The following is a 14232-nucleotide window of genomic DNA, read 5'->3' on the forward strand; positions in this document are numbered from 1 at the left end:
GAGTGCGCCCACGGCGGTGGCGCGTGGCCACCGGCCATCGGGGAGCGGCGTTCAAGGGGGAACGCTCAAGGGGGAACGCTCAAGGGAGAACGGGCATCGCGGCGCAGCCATCGGTGAGAGACCGCCGGTGGCAACAGCGCGATGGCGCGGCGGCGCGGCGGCGCGGCGGCGCGGCTAGGCCAGCTTGCCCGCGTACTTCTCCAGCAGCGCCCAGCTCTCGGCCGGGAATTTCTGCTGCCAGCCCTTGTAGAAACCGGCCTGGCTCAGGTAGTTGCGGAAGGCCTTCACGTCGGGCTGGTTGAAGGCCATGCCGCGCCCCTTCAGCTCCTCGCGCAGGCGGGTGTTCAAGGCATCCACCGCCTGGCGCTGCTTGATGGCGCAGGCATCGAAGGTGGTGGCGGCGAGCTGCCGCAGGTCTTCCGGCAGCGCGTTCCAGGCGCGCTGGTTGGCCACCAGCCAGAAGCCATCCCACACGTGCGAGGTCAGCGAGCAGTACTTCTGCACCTCGTACAGCTTCTGCGTCTGCAGGATGGTCAGCGGGTTCTCCTGCCCGTCGACGACCTTGGTCTGCAGTGCCGTGTAGGTCTCGGCCATGTTGATGCCGGCCGGCGCCGCGCCGAAGGCCTTGAACATCGAAGTCAGCGCCGGGCTCAGCGGCACCCGGATCTTGAAGCCGTTGAGGTCTTGCGGCACATGGATCTGCCGGTTGCTGCTGGTGACCTGGCGGAAGCCGTGGTCCCAGATCTTCGGCAGGGGCATCAGGTTGACCTTGGCGAAGGCCGCGCGGATATGCGCGCCCAGCTCGCCGTCCATGGCCGCCCAGACCTGCTCGTAGCCCGGGAAGGCGAAGCCGATGCCGCTGATGGAGGCCACCGGCACCAGCGTGCCCCAGATCAGGCCCGCGGTACTGACGAAGTCGATGGCGCCGGCGCGGACCTGCGAGATCATGTCGGTGTCGTTGCCGAGCTGGCTGCTCGGGAAGACGCGGATCTCCAACCGCCCGTTCGAGGCGCGGGCGATCTCGGCCGCCGCCGCGCTCAGGTTGACCGTGGTCGGATGCGTGGCGTCGAGCGCGATGCCGAGCTTGTAGCGGAACGCCTGCCCCGCCGCGCGCGCCGGCGTGCCGATCATGAGGCCGGAGGCGGCGGACGCGGCCGCCATGGCAAACCCCTGCTTGAGCGCCAGGCGGCGCCCGCTGTTGAACCCGCTCATCACTTGTCTCCTGTGGTCTGTTTTATTGGTGTCCAGCGGCATGGCGATGGTGGCCGGTGCGGCCACCCGGGCGGATCAGGCCGCCTCGCCCTGCCGGCTGGAGAGGTACCGCGAGAAGCGCCGCGCGCCATCCCAGTCCTGGATCAGCGTCAGGCGACGCTTGAGGAACAAGCCGTCGGCGACGCGCTCGGCGAACGCCTCGAAGGTCTCGGTGGGGTCGTCGATCTCGAATACGAAATAGACCTTGGCCTCCTCGTTCGAGAGCCACGGTCCGGCCAGCAGCTTGAGGTCGCCCGGCAGGTTGTGCGGCCGCACGCCCTGGCGCAGCTTGCCGAGGAAATCCACCACCCCCTGCATGGTGTTCGGGGACATATCGCGCAACCAGACTTCGTTGAAGAACTTCGGCATCATCTTTCTCCCTGCTTGCTCAAGCTTGATCGGCCGACACACGGTCGGTGTAGGCTTTCATCTGGTCCCAGCCCGACAACAGCGTCAGCTTGCGGCGGGCGAACAGTCCACTGACCACGCGCTCGGCGTAGGCGTCGAACATGGTCGAGGGATCGTCGATCTCGAAGATGAACATCACCTTGGCTTCCTCGGCGGACAGCCAGGGGCCGGCGACCATGCGCAGGTCGGGTGGCAGGTTGCCGGGCTTGGTGCCGACGCTCAGGTTGCCGAAGAACGCGACCGCGTCTTCCATCACCTTGGGCTGGATGTCGCCAAGCCAGACTTCATTGAGAAACAGGGGCATCGATGTCTCCAGGTCAGTATTCGGGCTGCGGGAGAATGCAGCGCGATGACCGAAGCTTAGAAAAGCGGCGCCCTGCGTCATATCCCTGAAACGAGATATCAGACTTTCCTTGGCGGGAAGGGGTGACGCGGTGGTGGTTGGTGGTGGTTGGTGATGCAGGTGCATGCGATGTCTCGGCTGCTGCGGGCGCCTGCCCTCTCCCCCGGCCCCTCTCCCACAAGTGGGAGAGGGGAGCAAACCGGTGGCATAGCGAAGGCGAAGGCGAAGGCCAGCGTTCGCTATGACGACAACACCCGCCACGCGGCAACCGGGTTCCCCTCTTCCGCCGGCGGGAGAGGGGAGCAAACCCATGGCATGGCGATCGCCGGCAGGCGAGGCCAGGGCCGCCGCAATCGTCACCGATGGCAACGTTCTGCGGCCGTCTGACCGGATACGCTTCGAAGCCAAGACGCCAAGACGCGAGTGTCTCCGCCCGCGGTGCCTTCGTCGCCCGACCGCCGCTCAGAGTGGTGGATCAGGCTCCCAACAACCCGCCAATATGGACTAGACTAAGCAAACTTAGTCCAGTTGGTGAAACCCATGCAAACCGTGAACATCCACGAAGCCAAAACCCATCTCTCGCGCCTGGTCGACCAGGCGGCGCGCGGCGAGCCGTTCGTGATCGCCAAGGCGGGCAAGCCCCTGGTCAAGGTGGTGCCCTTGTCCGCCCCGGATGCCGGCCAGGTCCGGCGGCTCGGTTTCCTGGCCGGCGAGATCGCGGTGCCGGAGGACTTCGACACCCTGGGCGCCGGCGAGATCGAAGCCCTGTTCGGCGGCAACGCATGAAGCTGCTGCTCGACACGCACCTGCTGCTGTGGGCCGCCGGGCTGCCGGAACGCCTTCCCCTGCCGGCCCGCGAGCTGATCGCTTCTCCCGACTCGGAACTGTTCTTCAGCGCAGCCAGCCTGTGGGAGATCGCCATCAAGCGCGGGCTTGGCCGGAGCGACTTCCGCGTCGATCCGCGCGTACTGCGACGCGGGCTGCTCGACAACGGCTACAGCGAGCTGCCGGTCACCAGCGAGCACACGGTGACGGTCGACAGCCTGCCGCCGCTGCACAGGGACCCGTTCGACCGCCTGCTGGTGGCGCAGGCCAACGTAGAAGGCATCACGCTGCTGACGTCGGATGGCATGGTGGCGCGGTACCCCGGTCCGATACGGTTGGTGCCATAGTCGGCGGCGCAGGCGCGGCCGGACTGTTCATCGCCCGCCAGCCTGTCGCATCGCCCATCCTTCGCACCTCCCTGCAGCCACCTGCCGCCACCCTGCAGCCACCCTCATCACCCGTCCTCGTCACCCATCCTCGTCACCCCGCCTCGGCATGCGCCCTCGCACCGCAGCGAGGGCCGACACGCCGTCCGTCGCCAGCCGCAAGGCCTGCTGACTGCCCCCAAGATGCCTTTGCGCCGCTTCTGCTGCCCTGCCAGTGGAGTCGCCCGCGCCGCTGCTCAAGTTCCTCCGGCCGGCCGTCGTTAAACCCCCGCGTGCCTGCCGACGTGGCCGGCATGCCTCGCTCTGCGCAGGCGAAGTACCTTGGAGCCCCCATATCATGAGCACGCTTACGTTTCGCCAGAAGCTCTGGCTACCGCTTGTTTTCTGCCTTGTCGCCCTCGCCTTGCTGTCTGTGGTCAATGCCTACCAGGCGCGGCAGATCCGCATCGAGGAACGCAAGCACAACCTGGTCAGCGTGACGACCCAGGCCGTCAACCTGGCCAGGCAATACGACGATCTCGCCCGCAGCGGCGCCATCAGCCCGGAGGAGGCGAAGAAGCAGGCGCTGGACCGTTTCCGCGCGATGCGCTACGACAAGGACGGCTACTTCACCGTCACCGACTCCGAGGAGCGGGTCGTGATGCACCCGATCAAGGCGGACCTGGTCGGCAAGAAGCAGACCGATTTCAAGGACGCCGCCGGCACGCGCCTGTACGTGGAAATCACGGCGGCGGCGAAGCAGCCGGATGGCGGCTTCGTGTCCTATGTCTGGCCGCATGTGGGCGGCACCGAGCCGGTGGCGAAGCTGTCCTATGTGCTGCGCTACGAGCCTTGGGACTGGATCCTGTCCACCGGCGCCTACATGGACGATATCAATGCGGCCTTCCTGCACTCGCTGTACCAGACCGGCGGCCTGCTGCTGGCGGTGGGCGTGGTGCTGGCACTGCTGGCGGCGATGGCCAACCGCAGCCTGGAGCGCACGCTCGGCGGCGATCCCGCCTACGCGGCGGATGTGGTCAATCGGATCGCCGCCGGTGACCTGACGGTGCGCATCGAGACCCGGGGCGATGACCAGCACAGCCTGCTGGCGGCGGTGAGCCGCATGCGCAGCGCACTGGCGCAGACCATCGGGCAGATCGGCGAGGCCTCGCACACCATCGGCAACGCGGCCCGCGAGATCGCCAGCGGCAACCTGGACCTGTCGAGCCGCACCGAGGAGCAGGCCAGCTCGCTGGAAGAGACCGCGGCCTCGATGGAACAGATGACCGCCACCGTCAAGCAGAACGCCGACAATGCCCGCCAGGCGCACACGCTGGTCGCCAGCGCCTCCGACATCGCCGCCAAGGGCGGCGAAGTGGTGTCGCGCGTGGTCGCGACCATGGACGCGATCAGCGCTTCCGCCAGCAAGATCACCGACATCATCGGCGTGATCGACGGCATCGCCTTCCAGACCAATATCCTGGCGCTCAACGCCGCGGTGGAAGCTGCCCGCGCCGGCGAGCAGGGACGCGGCTTTGCCGTGGTGGCGGGCGAGGTGCGCAGCCTGGCGCAACGCAGCGCCGGCGCGGCCAAGGAAATCAAGACACTGATCGAGGCTTCGGTCGGCCAGGTCGATGCCGGCAACGTGCTGGTGGGCGAAGCGGGCAGCACCATGGCCGACGTGGTCGGTGCGGTCAAGCGCGTGGCCGACCTGATGGGCGAGATCACGGCGGCCAGCGACGAGCAGAGCACCGGCATCCAGCAGGTCAATGGCGCGGTGGCGCAGATGGACCAGGTGACGCAGCAGAACGCCGCCCTGGTCGAGCAGGCCGCCGCCGCGGCGGAATCGATGCAGGAGCGCGCCGCCGAGCTGGCCACGGCGATTGCATTCTTCCGGGTCGGGGGTAGCAACGCGGGCACCTCGCGCCTGGCGCCGGCCTGAGCCCGCCACACCCCTCGCCTGCCCTGCCCAGCGCCCCTGCCTCGACAGGGGCGCGCTCTTTGGGCTGGCCCCGCACAGCCCCCGCGCGGCCTTGCCCCCCCCGCCTGTCGCGGCGTCGCCGTGTACAGGGGCGCCGCATCGCACCGGATGCGGATGTGCATGCGGGAGCGGAAGCGGGAGCGGATACCCTCCGCCGCGCAGACCGCCCTACTTCAGATAGGACTTGATGACCTGCAGCACGGCATCCAGGTCCTGCTGCCGACGCCCCTCGTCAGGTTCCTTGACCACGTGGTCGGTCAGGTGACCCTCGATGACGGCGGCCATCAGTCCGTTGACGGCGCCCCGGATGGCGGCGATCTGTTGCAGCACGTCCACGCATTCCGCCTCTTCCGTGAGTTGTTTCTCCAGCGCTGCGGCTTGCCCCTGGATGCGCTTGACGCGCGCCAGCAGCTTGGCTTTGTCGCGGATGGTATGGGGCATGGCGTCGGGGGCTCCGGGGCGGGATCGGGGGGGCTTCGGGAAGGCCTGAGGGTAGCATGACTATACTGGGGGGGAGTATACTGCGCCCACCCCGAAGCCGATCCATTCAGCGCGTGCCACGCGCGCCGCCCATCCGCCGCCATGACCGAGTTCTCCACCCTCCTGCAGCAAGGCAACGCCTGGCTGTTCATCCCCAGCGCCATCCTGCTGGGTGCCTTGCATGGCCTGGAGCCGGGCCATTCGAAGACGATGATGGCAGCCTTCATCGTGGCCATCCGCGGCACGCTGTCGCAGGCGGTGCTGCTCGGGCTGTCGGCCACGATTTCCCATACGGCGGTGGTCTGGGCGGTGGCCATGGCCGGGCTGTACTTCGGCCGCAACTGGAGCGCCGAGGCGACCGAGCCCTATTTCCAGGTGGCCTCGGCGGTGCTGATCGTGGCGGTGGCAGCATGGATGCTGTGGCGTACCTGGCAGGGACAGCGGCATGCGCACGATCACGATCACGATCACGATCATGGGCATGACCATGATCACGGCCACGATCACGGCGATGGTCACGGCCATCATCATGCCGCGGCCCGCTTCATCGACACCGGCCACCACGGCACCCTGCGGCTGGAGATCTTCGAGGACGGCGTGCCGCCGTGCTTCCGCCTCTATGCCGAGGGCCGCCACCCGCACGCCTGGCCGGCCAGCCAGGTCGAGCTGGAGACGGAGCGTGCCGATGGCTCGCGGCAGTTCTTCCCCTTCGTGCAGCGCGACGGCTTCCTCGAGTCAGCCGAGCCCATCCCCGAGCCGCATGAATTCATTGCCCGCCTGCGCCTGGGTGAGCCGCATCACCGGCATGACTATGACGTGGAGTTCGTGGAGCACGACGATCACCACCACGTGGTCAAGGACTACGAAGGGCTGGACATTTCCGCGCCGGGCTACCAGGACGCGCACGAGCTGGCGCACGCCAACGACATCCGCCGCCGCTTCGCCAACCGCGAGGTGACCACCGGCCAGATCATCGTGTTCGGGCTGACCGGCGGCCTGATTCCCTGCCCGGCGTCGATCACCGTGCTGCTGCTGTGCCTGCAGTTGAAGAAGATCACGCTCGGCGCGACGCTGGTGCTGTGCTTCAGCATCGGCCTGGCGCTGACGATGGTGGCCTCGGGGGCGCTGGCGGCGCTCAGCGTGAAGCACGTTTCCCGGCGCTGGGGCGGCTTTGGCGAGTTCGCGCGCAAGGCCCCCTACTTCTCCGGCGCGCTGATCGTGCTGGTGGGACTGTACGTCGGCTGGCAGGGGATGCAGGGACTGGCGCGGCTGTGAGGGCGGCTCTGAGGGTGGCTCTGAGGGTGGCTGTGAGGGTGGCTCAGGGCAGCACGCACGGCGCTGTCCCCCGCCCCGGGATGCGCGGGTGCGCCGGGTAGAATACGGGCCACTTCCGCGCACCACGACAGGCTGCCGCGACCATCCGGGCACGGACGCCACTCACCTTCACTGCCATGCTGCTGCTCTACAAAGGGGTGCTGGGCCCCATCCTGCTGAGACAGGCACACCAGCTGCGCAAGACGGCGCTGCGCCTGCCGGAAGCGGCGGGGCCGCGCATGGGCCAGGAGAACGCAGCAGCGCCGGAAGCAACGCCGCTGCGCCTGCTGGTGGTCGGCGATTCGTCGGCCGCCGGCGTGGGCGTCGATCAGCAGCACGAGGCCCTGGCACAGCCGCTGGCGCGCCTGCTGGCGGCGCGCACCGGACGCGCGGTGACCTGGCAGCTGGTGGCCAGATCCGGCGTGAATACGATCGAGGCGATCGAGCTGGTCCAGGCCAGCGAGATCGCGCCCGCCGACTTCATCGTCACCGCGCTGGGCACCAACGACGTCACCTCGCAACGCCGGCCCGGCCGTTTCCTGAAGGACTACCAGGCCCTGGTCGAAGCGCTGTTCCGCCGCAGCGGCGCCGCCGGCCTCGTGGTCACCGGCCTGCCCCCGCTGCACATCCTGCCCGCCGCGCCGCATCCGCTGCGCTGGTACCTGGGCCGCTACGCCGCGCGCCTCGACCGCCTGCTGCGGCGCTGGATCGACCAGGAGGCGCGGGCCCGCTACGTCTCGCTGCAGTGGGCGGCGGTGCCGGAAGAGATGGCGCGCGACCGCTTCCATCCCGGGCCGCTGCAGTATCGCCGCTGGGTGGAAATGGTGGCGGCCCAGGTGGTCGACCTGCTCGCCTTGCGGACGCAGCAAGGCACCTGAACCAGGGCCGGCGAGCGCTCGTGGAAGGCGGGCGCCATGGTGCCGGCGAAGGCCGGCCCTCTCACCCGGCTCCTCTCCCGCAAGCGGGAGAGGGGAGCAGACCGGCGCGGTGCGAATCACGTCGCGCTGGACAAAGCCGACGATGCACCAACACCAATCGCCAAGCACACGGTCTTGGCTCCCTCTCCCCGCATGGGGAAAGGGTTGGGGAGAGGGGTGGTCTAGCAAGGCGCCACACCCAAGCGAAGCCAACGGTGTAGTCCAGCACGCGAGCATAGAGACGAAGCCGATGGTGTGATCCCAGCCACCACGGCACAGCCGACGGCGTCATGCCGGCCGCTGCTCCCCCTCGATATACGCCTGCAGCCCCGCCACCAGCGCGGCGAACACCGCCGCGCAGCGCGCGCTGTCGCGCAGGTCTTCGTGCATGGCGACCCACGTCTCCAGGGCCGGCGCGAACGCGCGTGGCAACACGCGCACCAGTTCGCCGTCGCGCGCCGCCAGCGCGGCCTGGCACGCGCCGATGCCGAAGCCGGCGCGGATGGCGCTGAGCTGGGCCAGGTCGCTGTCGGCGCGGAACGCCACGCGGTCGCGCACGAGCATCGGGTATTGCTGCTGCAGGCGGCGGATGAAGGCGGTTTCACGGTCGTAGCCGATCAGCGTGTGGTGCGCCAGTTGGTCCAGCGATTTCGGCGTGCCGTGCGCGGCCAGGTAGCGCCGGTGCGCGTGCAAGCCGATTTCGATGGCGCCCACGCGCCGGGCCACCAGCGCTTCCTGCTCGGGGCGGAACATGCGCACGGCGATATCGGCCTCGCGCCGCAGCAGGTCGTCGGGCTGGTTGGACAGCACCATTTCGATGGTGAGCGCGGGATGCGCTGCGCGCAGCGCGGCCAGGACCGGGGGCAGCACTTCGACACCGATCACTTCGCTCGCGGTCAGGCGCACCGTGCCGCGCACGCCGTCGCCATGGCCGCTCGCCACGCGGCGCAGCGAGGCGGCGGTGGCGGCCAGGGCGGCGGCATGGGGGCGCAGTTCGTGCGCGGCATCGGTGGGCGCGAAGCCGTCGAAGGAGCGCGTGAACAGCTTGAGCCCCAGCGTGGCCTCCAGGTGGTCGATATGGCGGCCGACGGTGGGCTGGGTCAGGCCCATGGCGCGGGCGGCGGCCGACAGCGAGCCCGTTTCCAGCACCTGCAGGAAACTGCGGTACCACTCCCAGTTCGGTTCGGCATCGGACATGCTATGCATTTTTCTATAGTGGCTACGCGATTCTAGGCGATTTTCTTTTCACTATCGCCGGCGCACACTGCGTCCATCCAACCCGGCCGCCAGGTCGTCTGAAGGGAGTCTTGCCATGTCCAAGGTTGCATTGATCGGCGCCGCCGGTGCCATCGGCCAAAGCCTTGCCGCCGCGCTGCGCGCCCAGGGCCGGCCCTATCGCGTGGTGGGCCGCAGCGCGGACAGCCTGCGCCGGGCCTTCGGCGCGGATCCGCTCGCCGAGATCGTGGCCTGGGATCCGCAGGTGCCGGCATCGGTGCGGGCTGCGGCGGAGGGCATCGACACGCTGATCTACCTGGTCGGCGTCAACTACTGGCAGTTCGAACTGCACCCCGAGCTGATGCGCAAGACGCTGGATGGGGCCATCGCTGCCGGGGTCAAGCGCGTGGTGCTGATCGGCACCGTCTACCCCTATGGCCGCGCGCAGCAGAACCCGGTCAGCGAAGACCATCCGCGCGTGCCGCATACCTTCAAGGGCCGCATGCGCCTGGCGCAGGAAGACCTGCTGATGCAGGCCCACGCCGAGGGCAGGATCCAGGCCACCGTGCTGCGCCTGCCGGACTTCTACGGCCCCGGCGTGGCCAACAGCTTCCTGCACCGTGCCGCGCTGGCGGCGGTCAACGGCGGCACGGCCGACCTGATTGGCCCCATCGACCGTCCGCACGAGTTCGTCTTCGTGCCGGACGTGGGGCCGGTGGTGACGCGGCTGATCGACACGCCCGCCGCCTTTGGCCGCATCTGGCACCTGGCCGGCGCCGGCGTGACCAGCCAGCGCGCGCTGGTGGCCGAGATGGAGCGCCAGAGCGGCCGCCCGATGCGGCTGCGCATCGTGGGCAAGCCGATGCTGCGCCTGCTCGGCCTGTTCAACCCCTTGCTGCGTGAAATGGTGGAGATGCACTATCTGCTGACCGACCCGCTGATCCTCGACGACAGCGCGCTGCAGCGCCTGCTCGGGCCGCTGCCCAAGACGCCCTATGCGGAAGGCATCCGGCAGACGCTGGCGGCGGTGGATCGCAGCGCCAGGCTGGCGCCGGCGGCCGCCTGAGCGGAGCCGGCCCCGCCGGCGCCCCGCTCCCGCCCCCTACTCCCTGAAATACGCCTGGATCCGCTCCATCATCCAGCGCGCCGCCGGCGACAGGTAGCGGTGCTCCGGATAGACCAGCGAGAGATCCAGCACCCCCTCGGCTTCGCTCATCACGGGCAGCCAGACGAACTCCCCGCGCAGCAGCTCTTCACGCAGGTTCTCGCGGGTGGAGAACAGCACCACGTCCGAGCGCAGCGCGAGGCGCTTGAGCATGGGCGCGTTGTCGCAGCGCAGGCCGCCGATCTCGTCGAAGGCGGGCTTGCCGAACAGCCGCGCGATGCGCTCCTTGGCCGCCGCCGGCATCTCCGGCGACAGCAGGGGATAGCCCTGCAGGCGCGCGCGGATCTCGCCGGCACCGGCGCCGGCCAGCGGATGGCTGCCGCGCACGAAATATCCCTGGTGCTGCGGCGGCAGCGGGATGATGCGGTAGCCGGAAATGGGCGGCAGGCTGCGCGTCATGGCCACGACGAAATCCAGTTCGTCGCGCTGCAGCCGCTCATACAGGCGCACCCAGCTGGAGATGTCGGCGTGCACGGTCAGGTGCGGCCGCTCCGCCGCCTGCCTGGCCAGCACTTCCTCGAGGAAGACCGCTTCCGGCAGCACCCCGACGCCGAAGTTGACCTGCCCCACCTCGATGCCGCGGATCTGCTCGGCCTCGGACTGCATGGCGCCGGCCTCGCCCAGCACGCGCTTGGCGCGCGCCAGCATGGCGCTGCCGGCGCTGGTCAGGGTGATGCCGTCGTGGCGCCGCTCCAGCAACTGCAGGCCGAGGGATTCCTCCAGCGTCTGCATGCTGCGCGTCAGCGCCGGCTGCGTCAGGTGCAGGTGGCGCGCGGCGCGCGAAAAGGCGCCTTCTTCGGCAAGGACCAGGAAGTGTTGCAAGCGGCGGAGGCTGACCATAACTTTTATTTTGTTTTGCGCCCAGCAATATGCATTGGATTTGAATCCTAGCGGGCACCACAATGGTCTGGCAATGCCCCCGGTACCAGGGCGCCGAGGCGCCAAGGCTCGCGCCCCGGCCCCGGGCGGCATGACGGCCTCGCAGAAGGCCAAGCCGACGATGCACATTGCGTTGCACAACGAGGAGACAAGGACATGAACCACGCCCCCATCGGTACGGGTGTCGCCCCCGGCTGCGCGCCGGGCGGCGGCCGGCACGCCAGCCATGGCAGCTCGACCGCCAGGACCACCACCCGGACCGCCACCCGGGCCGCCACCAGCATCGCCAGGACGGCAGCCGCGGCCTGGCTGCTCGCCGCCACCGCAACGGCACAGGCGCAGCCCGCCCCATCCGCCTCCGCCGCCGACTGGCCGCAGAAGGGCCGGCCGGTGCGCGTGGTGCTGCCCTTCCCCGCCGGCGCCGGCAGCGACGCCTCGCTGCGCGTCATCCTGCAGCGGCTGGCGGAGCAGACCGGCGGCAGCTTCATCGTCGACAACAAGCCCGGGGCCGGCACCTTGATCGGCGCGCAGGACGTGGCACGCGCGGCGCCCGATGGCTACACGCTGCTCTACACCATCGTGGTGACGCACACGCAGAACCCGCACCTCTACCGCAAGCTGCCGTACGACCCCTTCAAGGACTTCACGCCGATCGTGCAGGCGGTGCGCTCGGCCACCATCCTGGTGACCCAGCCGAACGCGCCGTACAACAACGTGCGCGAGCTGGTGGCCTACGCCAGGCAGCATCCCGGCGAGCTGAACTACGCCTCCTACAGCATCGGCTCCACCTCGCAGCTCAATGCCGAGATCCTGAAGCGCAACGCCGGCCTGGACATCGTGCACGTGCCCTACAAGGGCGTGACCGACGCCACGCGCGCGGTGATGGCGGGCGACGCGCAGCTCTACTTCGACGGCACCGCCTCGGCCATCGAAAGCGCGAAGGGCGGCAAGTTCAAGCTGCTCGGCGTGGCCGCGGACAAGCGGCTGGCGGTGCTGCCGGACCTGCCCACCATCGCCGAGCAAGGCGTGCCGGGCATCGACATCGTGGGCTGGCAGGGCTTCTTCGGCCCGGGCGGCATGCCCAGGCCGCTGGCCGAGAAGATCGCGCGCAGCCTCGACAAGGTGCTGCGCTCACCCGAGATCGCCGAACTGGTGCGCACCCAGGGCAACGAAGTGAGCGGCGCCGGACCGGACGCCTTCGCCCGGATCGTGCGCCAGGACTACGAGCGCTGGGGCGAGGTGATCCGGCGCGCCGGCATCCGCCTGGACTGAGGCGGCGCCCTCCATCGCCCTCCAGCGCCATCCGTCACTCCTCTGCGGCATCGACCACCACCAGACTCTACGCACTACTCACCACTACCAGCCACTATGTACGATCTCGTTATCCGCGGCGGCACGCTCGTCGACGGCAGCGGCGCCCCGGCGCGCACCGGAGACCTGGCCATCCAGGACGGCATCATCCAGCAGGCCGGCGGCAGCGCGGGTCCCGCCCGCCGCGTCATCGACGCCAGCGGCTGCCTGGTCACGCCGGGCTGGGTCGACATCCACACCCACTACGACGGCCAGGCCACCTGGGACCCCTACCTGACGCCCTCCACCTGGCATGGCGTCACCACCGCCATCATGGGCAACTGCGGCGTGGGCTTCGCCCCGGTGCGGCCGCAGGACCGTGACTGGCTGATCCGCGTGATGGAGGGCGTCGAGGACATTCCCGGCGCGGTGCTCTCCGAGGGCATCCAGTGGGACTGGGAGAGCTTTCCGCAGTACCTCGACGCGCTGGCGCGGCGCCCCAAGGCGCTCGACATCGGCGCCCAGGTGCCGCACTCGGCCTTGCGCACCTACGTGATGGGCGAGCGCGGCGTGCATCACGACGAGGCCACGCCGAAAGACATCCAGCAGATGTGCGCGCTGCTGGGTGAGGCCATGCGCGCGGGCGCGCTCGGCTTCTCCACCTCGCGCACCTTCCTGCACAAATACGAGGGCAGGAAGTACCCGCCCGGCACCTTCGCCACCCTGGCCGAGATCGGCGCGCTCGGCGAGACCTTGGGCGCGGCCGGCCACGGCGTGTTCCAGATGACCTCCAACCATGTGTCGATGGACGGCGAGATCCCCTGGCTGCGCAAGCTGGCCCGCCACAACCGGCTGCCGGTGCTGTTCAACCTGCAGCAGACCGATCCCGAGCCCGACCTGTGGCAGACGCTGCTGGCGGCGCTGGAAGACGCCCGGGCGCAGGACATCCCGCTCTTCGGCGGCATCTGCGGGCGTCCGCTGGGATTGCTGTTCTCGTGGGAGACCAGCCTGCATCCCTTTATCCAGTCGGTCGCCTACCAGCGCCTGCAGGGCCTGCCGTTCGCGCAGCGCATCGCCGCGCTGCGGCAGCCCGATACGCGCCACGCCATCCTGCACGGCGAACGCACGCTGGCGGACAAGAACCTGGAGCGCATGTTCAGCCAGTTCTCCCGCATCTACCCGATGGAGGCACGGCCCGACTACGAGCCCGCCGAGGACAAGAGCGTGGCCAGCCTGGCGCGGCAGAGCGGGCGCGACCCGCTGGAGGTGATCTACGACCTGATGCTGGAGCAGGACGGCAAGGCCATCCTCTACTACCCCAGCTTCAACTACTCCTACGGCGAACTGTCGCAGATCCACGCCATGCTGCAGACCCCGAGCACCGTCAACAGCCTGGCCGACGGCGGCGCGCACTGCGGCTATATCTGCGACGTCAGCATGCCCACCTTCATGCTCACCCACTGGACCCGCGACCGCCGGCGCGGCCCGCGCCTGAGTGTGGAAGCGATGGTGCGGCGGCAGACGCTGGAAACCGCCCGGCTCTATGGCCTGCATGACCGCGGCCTGCTGCAGCCGGGCAAGAAGGCAGACATCAACGTGATCGACTACGCGCGCCTGAACCTGCACGCGCCGCGCATGGTCTACGACCTGCCGGCCGGCGGGCGCCGCCTGGTGCAGGACGCGGACGGCTACGTGGCGACGCTGGTGGCCGGCATGCCGATCTTCGAGCACGGGCAGGCCACCGGCGAGCTGCCAGGACGCCTGCTGCGCGGGGCCGCGGGCGGGGCGCGCTAGCTGGT

General features: G+C 69.3%; 14 protein-coding genes. 8 read left to right on the forward strand and 6 right to left on the reverse strand.

Features of this window, described 5'->3' with window-relative positions; genetic code table 11:
* Positions 1–174: 174 nt before the first annotated feature.
* The 3 genes from BKK79_RS06830 to BKK79_RS06840 all read right to left on the reverse strand — a co-directional run bounded on the left by BKK79_RS06830 (position 175) and on the right by BKK79_RS06840 (position 1963).
* Positions 175–1212, reverse strand: a complete 1038-nt coding sequence (locus BKK79_RS06830; RefSeq protein WP_071037416.1) for a TRAP transporter substrate-binding protein — start codon at positions 1210–1212, stop codon at positions 175–177.
* Between the two features lie 75 nt (positions 1213–1287).
* On the reverse strand, positions 1288–1623 hold the full coding sequence (locus tag BKK79_RS06835) for a hypothetical protein (protein WP_232346280.1): 336 nt from the start codon (positions 1621–1623) through the stop codon (positions 1288–1290).
* 16 nt (positions 1624–1639) lie between these two features.
* On the reverse strand, positions 1640–1963 hold the full coding sequence (locus BKK79_RS06840) for a hypothetical protein (protein WP_071011384.1): 324 nt from the start codon (positions 1961–1963) through the stop codon (positions 1640–1642).
* A 579-nt stretch (positions 1964–2542) separates the two neighbouring features.
* Between BKK79_RS06840 and BKK79_RS06845 the strand changes: the two genes are divergently transcribed.
* From BKK79_RS06845 to BKK79_RS06855, 3 genes are all read left to right on the forward strand, one after another.
* Positions 2543–2788, forward strand: coding sequence for a type II toxin-antitoxin system Phd/YefM family antitoxin (locus BKK79_RS06845; protein WP_071011383.1), 246 nt, complete (start codon positions 2543–2545; stop codon positions 2786–2788).
* Complete coding sequence (locus BKK79_RS06850) at positions 2785–3174, forward strand: type II toxin-antitoxin system VapC family toxin (protein WP_071037417.1); 390 nt, start codon at positions 2785–2787, stop codon at positions 3172–3174. Before BKK79_RS06845 ends, BKK79_RS06850 begins: the two co-directional genes overlap by 4 nt.
* A 376-nt stretch (positions 3175–3550) precedes the next feature.
* The gene (locus BKK79_RS06855; RefSeq protein WP_084084559.1) at positions 3551–5134 is read left to right on the forward strand and encodes a methyl-accepting chemotaxis protein; all 1584 of its coding nucleotides are present in this window, start codon (positions 3551–3553) and stop codon (positions 5132–5134) included.
* A 207-nt stretch (positions 5135–5341) separates the two neighbouring features.
* Here BKK79_RS06855 and BKK79_RS06860 read toward each other — a convergent pair whose 3' ends face one another.
* Complete coding sequence (locus tag BKK79_RS06860; protein WP_071011378.1) at positions 5342–5614, reverse strand: metal/formaldehyde-sensitive transcriptional repressor; 273 nt, start codon at positions 5612–5614, stop codon at positions 5342–5344.
* Positions 5615–5755: 141 nt separating this feature from the next.
* Here BKK79_RS06860 and BKK79_RS06865 point away from each other — a divergent pair, with 141 nt between their 5' ends.
* Both BKK79_RS06865 and BKK79_RS06870 read left to right on the forward strand, forming a co-directional pair.
* The gene (locus tag BKK79_RS06865; RefSeq protein ID WP_071037418.1) at positions 5756–6928 is read left to right on the forward strand and encodes a nickel/cobalt efflux protein RcnA; all 1173 of its coding nucleotides are present in this window, start codon (positions 5756–5758) and stop codon (positions 6926–6928) included.
* Positions 6929–7104: 176 nt separating this feature from the next.
* Complete coding sequence (locus BKK79_RS06870) at positions 7105–7845, forward strand: SGNH/GDSL hydrolase family protein (protein ID WP_071037419.1); 741 nt, start codon at positions 7105–7107, stop codon at positions 7843–7845.
* A 327-nt stretch (positions 7846–8172) separates the two neighbouring features.
* Here the strand turns inward: BKK79_RS06870 and BKK79_RS06875 are convergent, their stop codons facing one another.
* Positions 8173–9081: a LysR family transcriptional regulator gene (locus tag BKK79_RS06875; RefSeq protein WP_071037420.1), complete on the reverse strand. Its 909-nt coding sequence runs from the start codon at positions 9079–9081 to the stop codon at positions 8173–8175.
* A gap of 115 nt (positions 9082–9196) precedes the next feature.
* On the opposite strand from BKK79_RS06875, the gene BKK79_RS06880 reads away from it, so the two are divergent.
* Positions 9197–10165 (forward strand): NAD-dependent epimerase/dehydratase family protein, encoded by a 969-nt coding sequence (locus BKK79_RS06880; protein WP_071037421.1) that lies wholly within the window; start codon positions 9197–9199, stop codon positions 10163–10165.
* Between the two features lie 36 nt (positions 10166–10201).
* Here the strand turns inward: BKK79_RS06880 and BKK79_RS06885 are convergent, their stop codons facing one another.
* Positions 10202–11086 carry a LysR family transcriptional regulator gene (locus tag BKK79_RS06885; protein WP_198173316.1) on the reverse strand — a complete coding sequence of 295 codons (885 nt, stop codon included), beginning with the start codon at positions 11084–11086 and terminating at the stop codon, positions 10202–10204.
* Between the two features lie 213 nt (positions 11087–11299).
* Between BKK79_RS06885 and BKK79_RS06890 the strand changes: the two genes are divergently transcribed.
* Together BKK79_RS06890 and BKK79_RS06895 are read left to right on the forward strand one after the other, a co-directional pair.
* Positions 11300–12415, forward strand: a complete 1116-nt coding sequence (locus BKK79_RS06890) for a Bug family tripartite tricarboxylate transporter substrate binding protein (protein WP_084084561.1) — start codon at positions 11300–11302, stop codon at positions 12413–12415.
* 96 nt (positions 12416–12511) lie between these two features.
* On the forward strand, positions 12512–14227 hold the full coding sequence (locus BKK79_RS06895) for an N-acyl-D-amino-acid deacylase family protein (protein WP_071037423.1): 1716 nt from the start codon (positions 12512–12514) through the stop codon (positions 14225–14227).
* The last annotated feature ends 5 nt before the right edge of the window (positions 14228–14232 follow it).

The organism is Cupriavidus sp. USMAA2-4, assembly GCF_001854305.1.
Taxonomy (GTDB): domain Bacteria; phylum Pseudomonadota; class Gammaproteobacteria; order Burkholderiales; family Burkholderiaceae; genus Cupriavidus; species Cupriavidus malaysiensis.

Excerpts from the sequence above, each read along its gene's own strand:
- BKK79_RS06875 (WP_071037420.1), bottom strand. The coding sequence starts at position 9,081 with ATGTCCGATGCCGAACCGAACTGGGAGTGGTACCGCAGTTTCCTGCAG.
- BKK79_RS06855 (WP_084084559.1), top strand. The coding sequence starts at position 3,551 with ATGAGCACGCTTACGTTTCGCCAGAAGCTCTGGCTACCGCTTGTTTTC.
- BKK79_RS06870 (WP_071037419.1), top strand. The coding sequence starts at position 7,105 with ATGCTGCTGCTCTACAAAGGGGTGCTGGGCCCCATCCTGCTGAGACAG.
- BKK79_RS06890 (WP_084084561.1), top strand. The coding sequence starts at position 11,300 with ATGAACCACGCCCCCATCGGTACGGGTGTCGCCCCCGGCTGCGCGCCG.
- BKK79_RS06845 (WP_071011383.1), top strand. The coding sequence starts at position 2,543 with ATGCAAACCGTGAACATCCACGAAGCCAAAACCCATCTCTCGCGCCTG.
- BKK79_RS06865 (WP_071037418.1), top strand. The coding sequence starts at position 5,756 with ATGACCGAGTTCTCCACCCTCCTGCAGCAAGGCAACGCCTGGCTGTTC.
- BKK79_RS06880 (WP_071037421.1), top strand. The coding sequence starts at position 9,197 with ATGTCCAAGGTTGCATTGATCGGCGCCGCCGGTGCCATCGGCCAAAGC.
- BKK79_RS06850 (WP_071037417.1), top strand. The coding sequence starts at position 2,785 with ATGAAGCTGCTGCTCGACACGCACCTGCTGCTGTGGGCCGCCGGGCTG.
- BKK79_RS06860 (WP_071011378.1), bottom strand. The coding sequence starts at position 5,614 with ATGCCCCATACCATCCGCGACAAAGCCAAGCTGCTGGCGCGCGTCAAG.
- BKK79_RS06835 (WP_232346280.1), bottom strand. The coding sequence starts at position 1,623 with ATGATGCCGAAGTTCTTCAACGAAGTCTGGTTGCGCGATATGTCCCCG.
- BKK79_RS06840 (WP_071011384.1), bottom strand. The coding sequence starts at position 1,963 with ATGCCCCTGTTTCTCAATGAAGTCTGGCTTGGCGACATCCAGCCCAAG.
- BKK79_RS06895 (WP_071037423.1), top strand. The coding sequence starts at position 12,512 with ATGTACGATCTCGTTATCCGCGGCGGCACGCTCGTCGACGGCAGCGGC.
- BKK79_RS06830 (WP_071037416.1), bottom strand. The coding sequence starts at position 1,212 with ATGAGCGGGTTCAACAGCGGGCGCCGCCTGGCGCTCAAGCAGGGGTTT.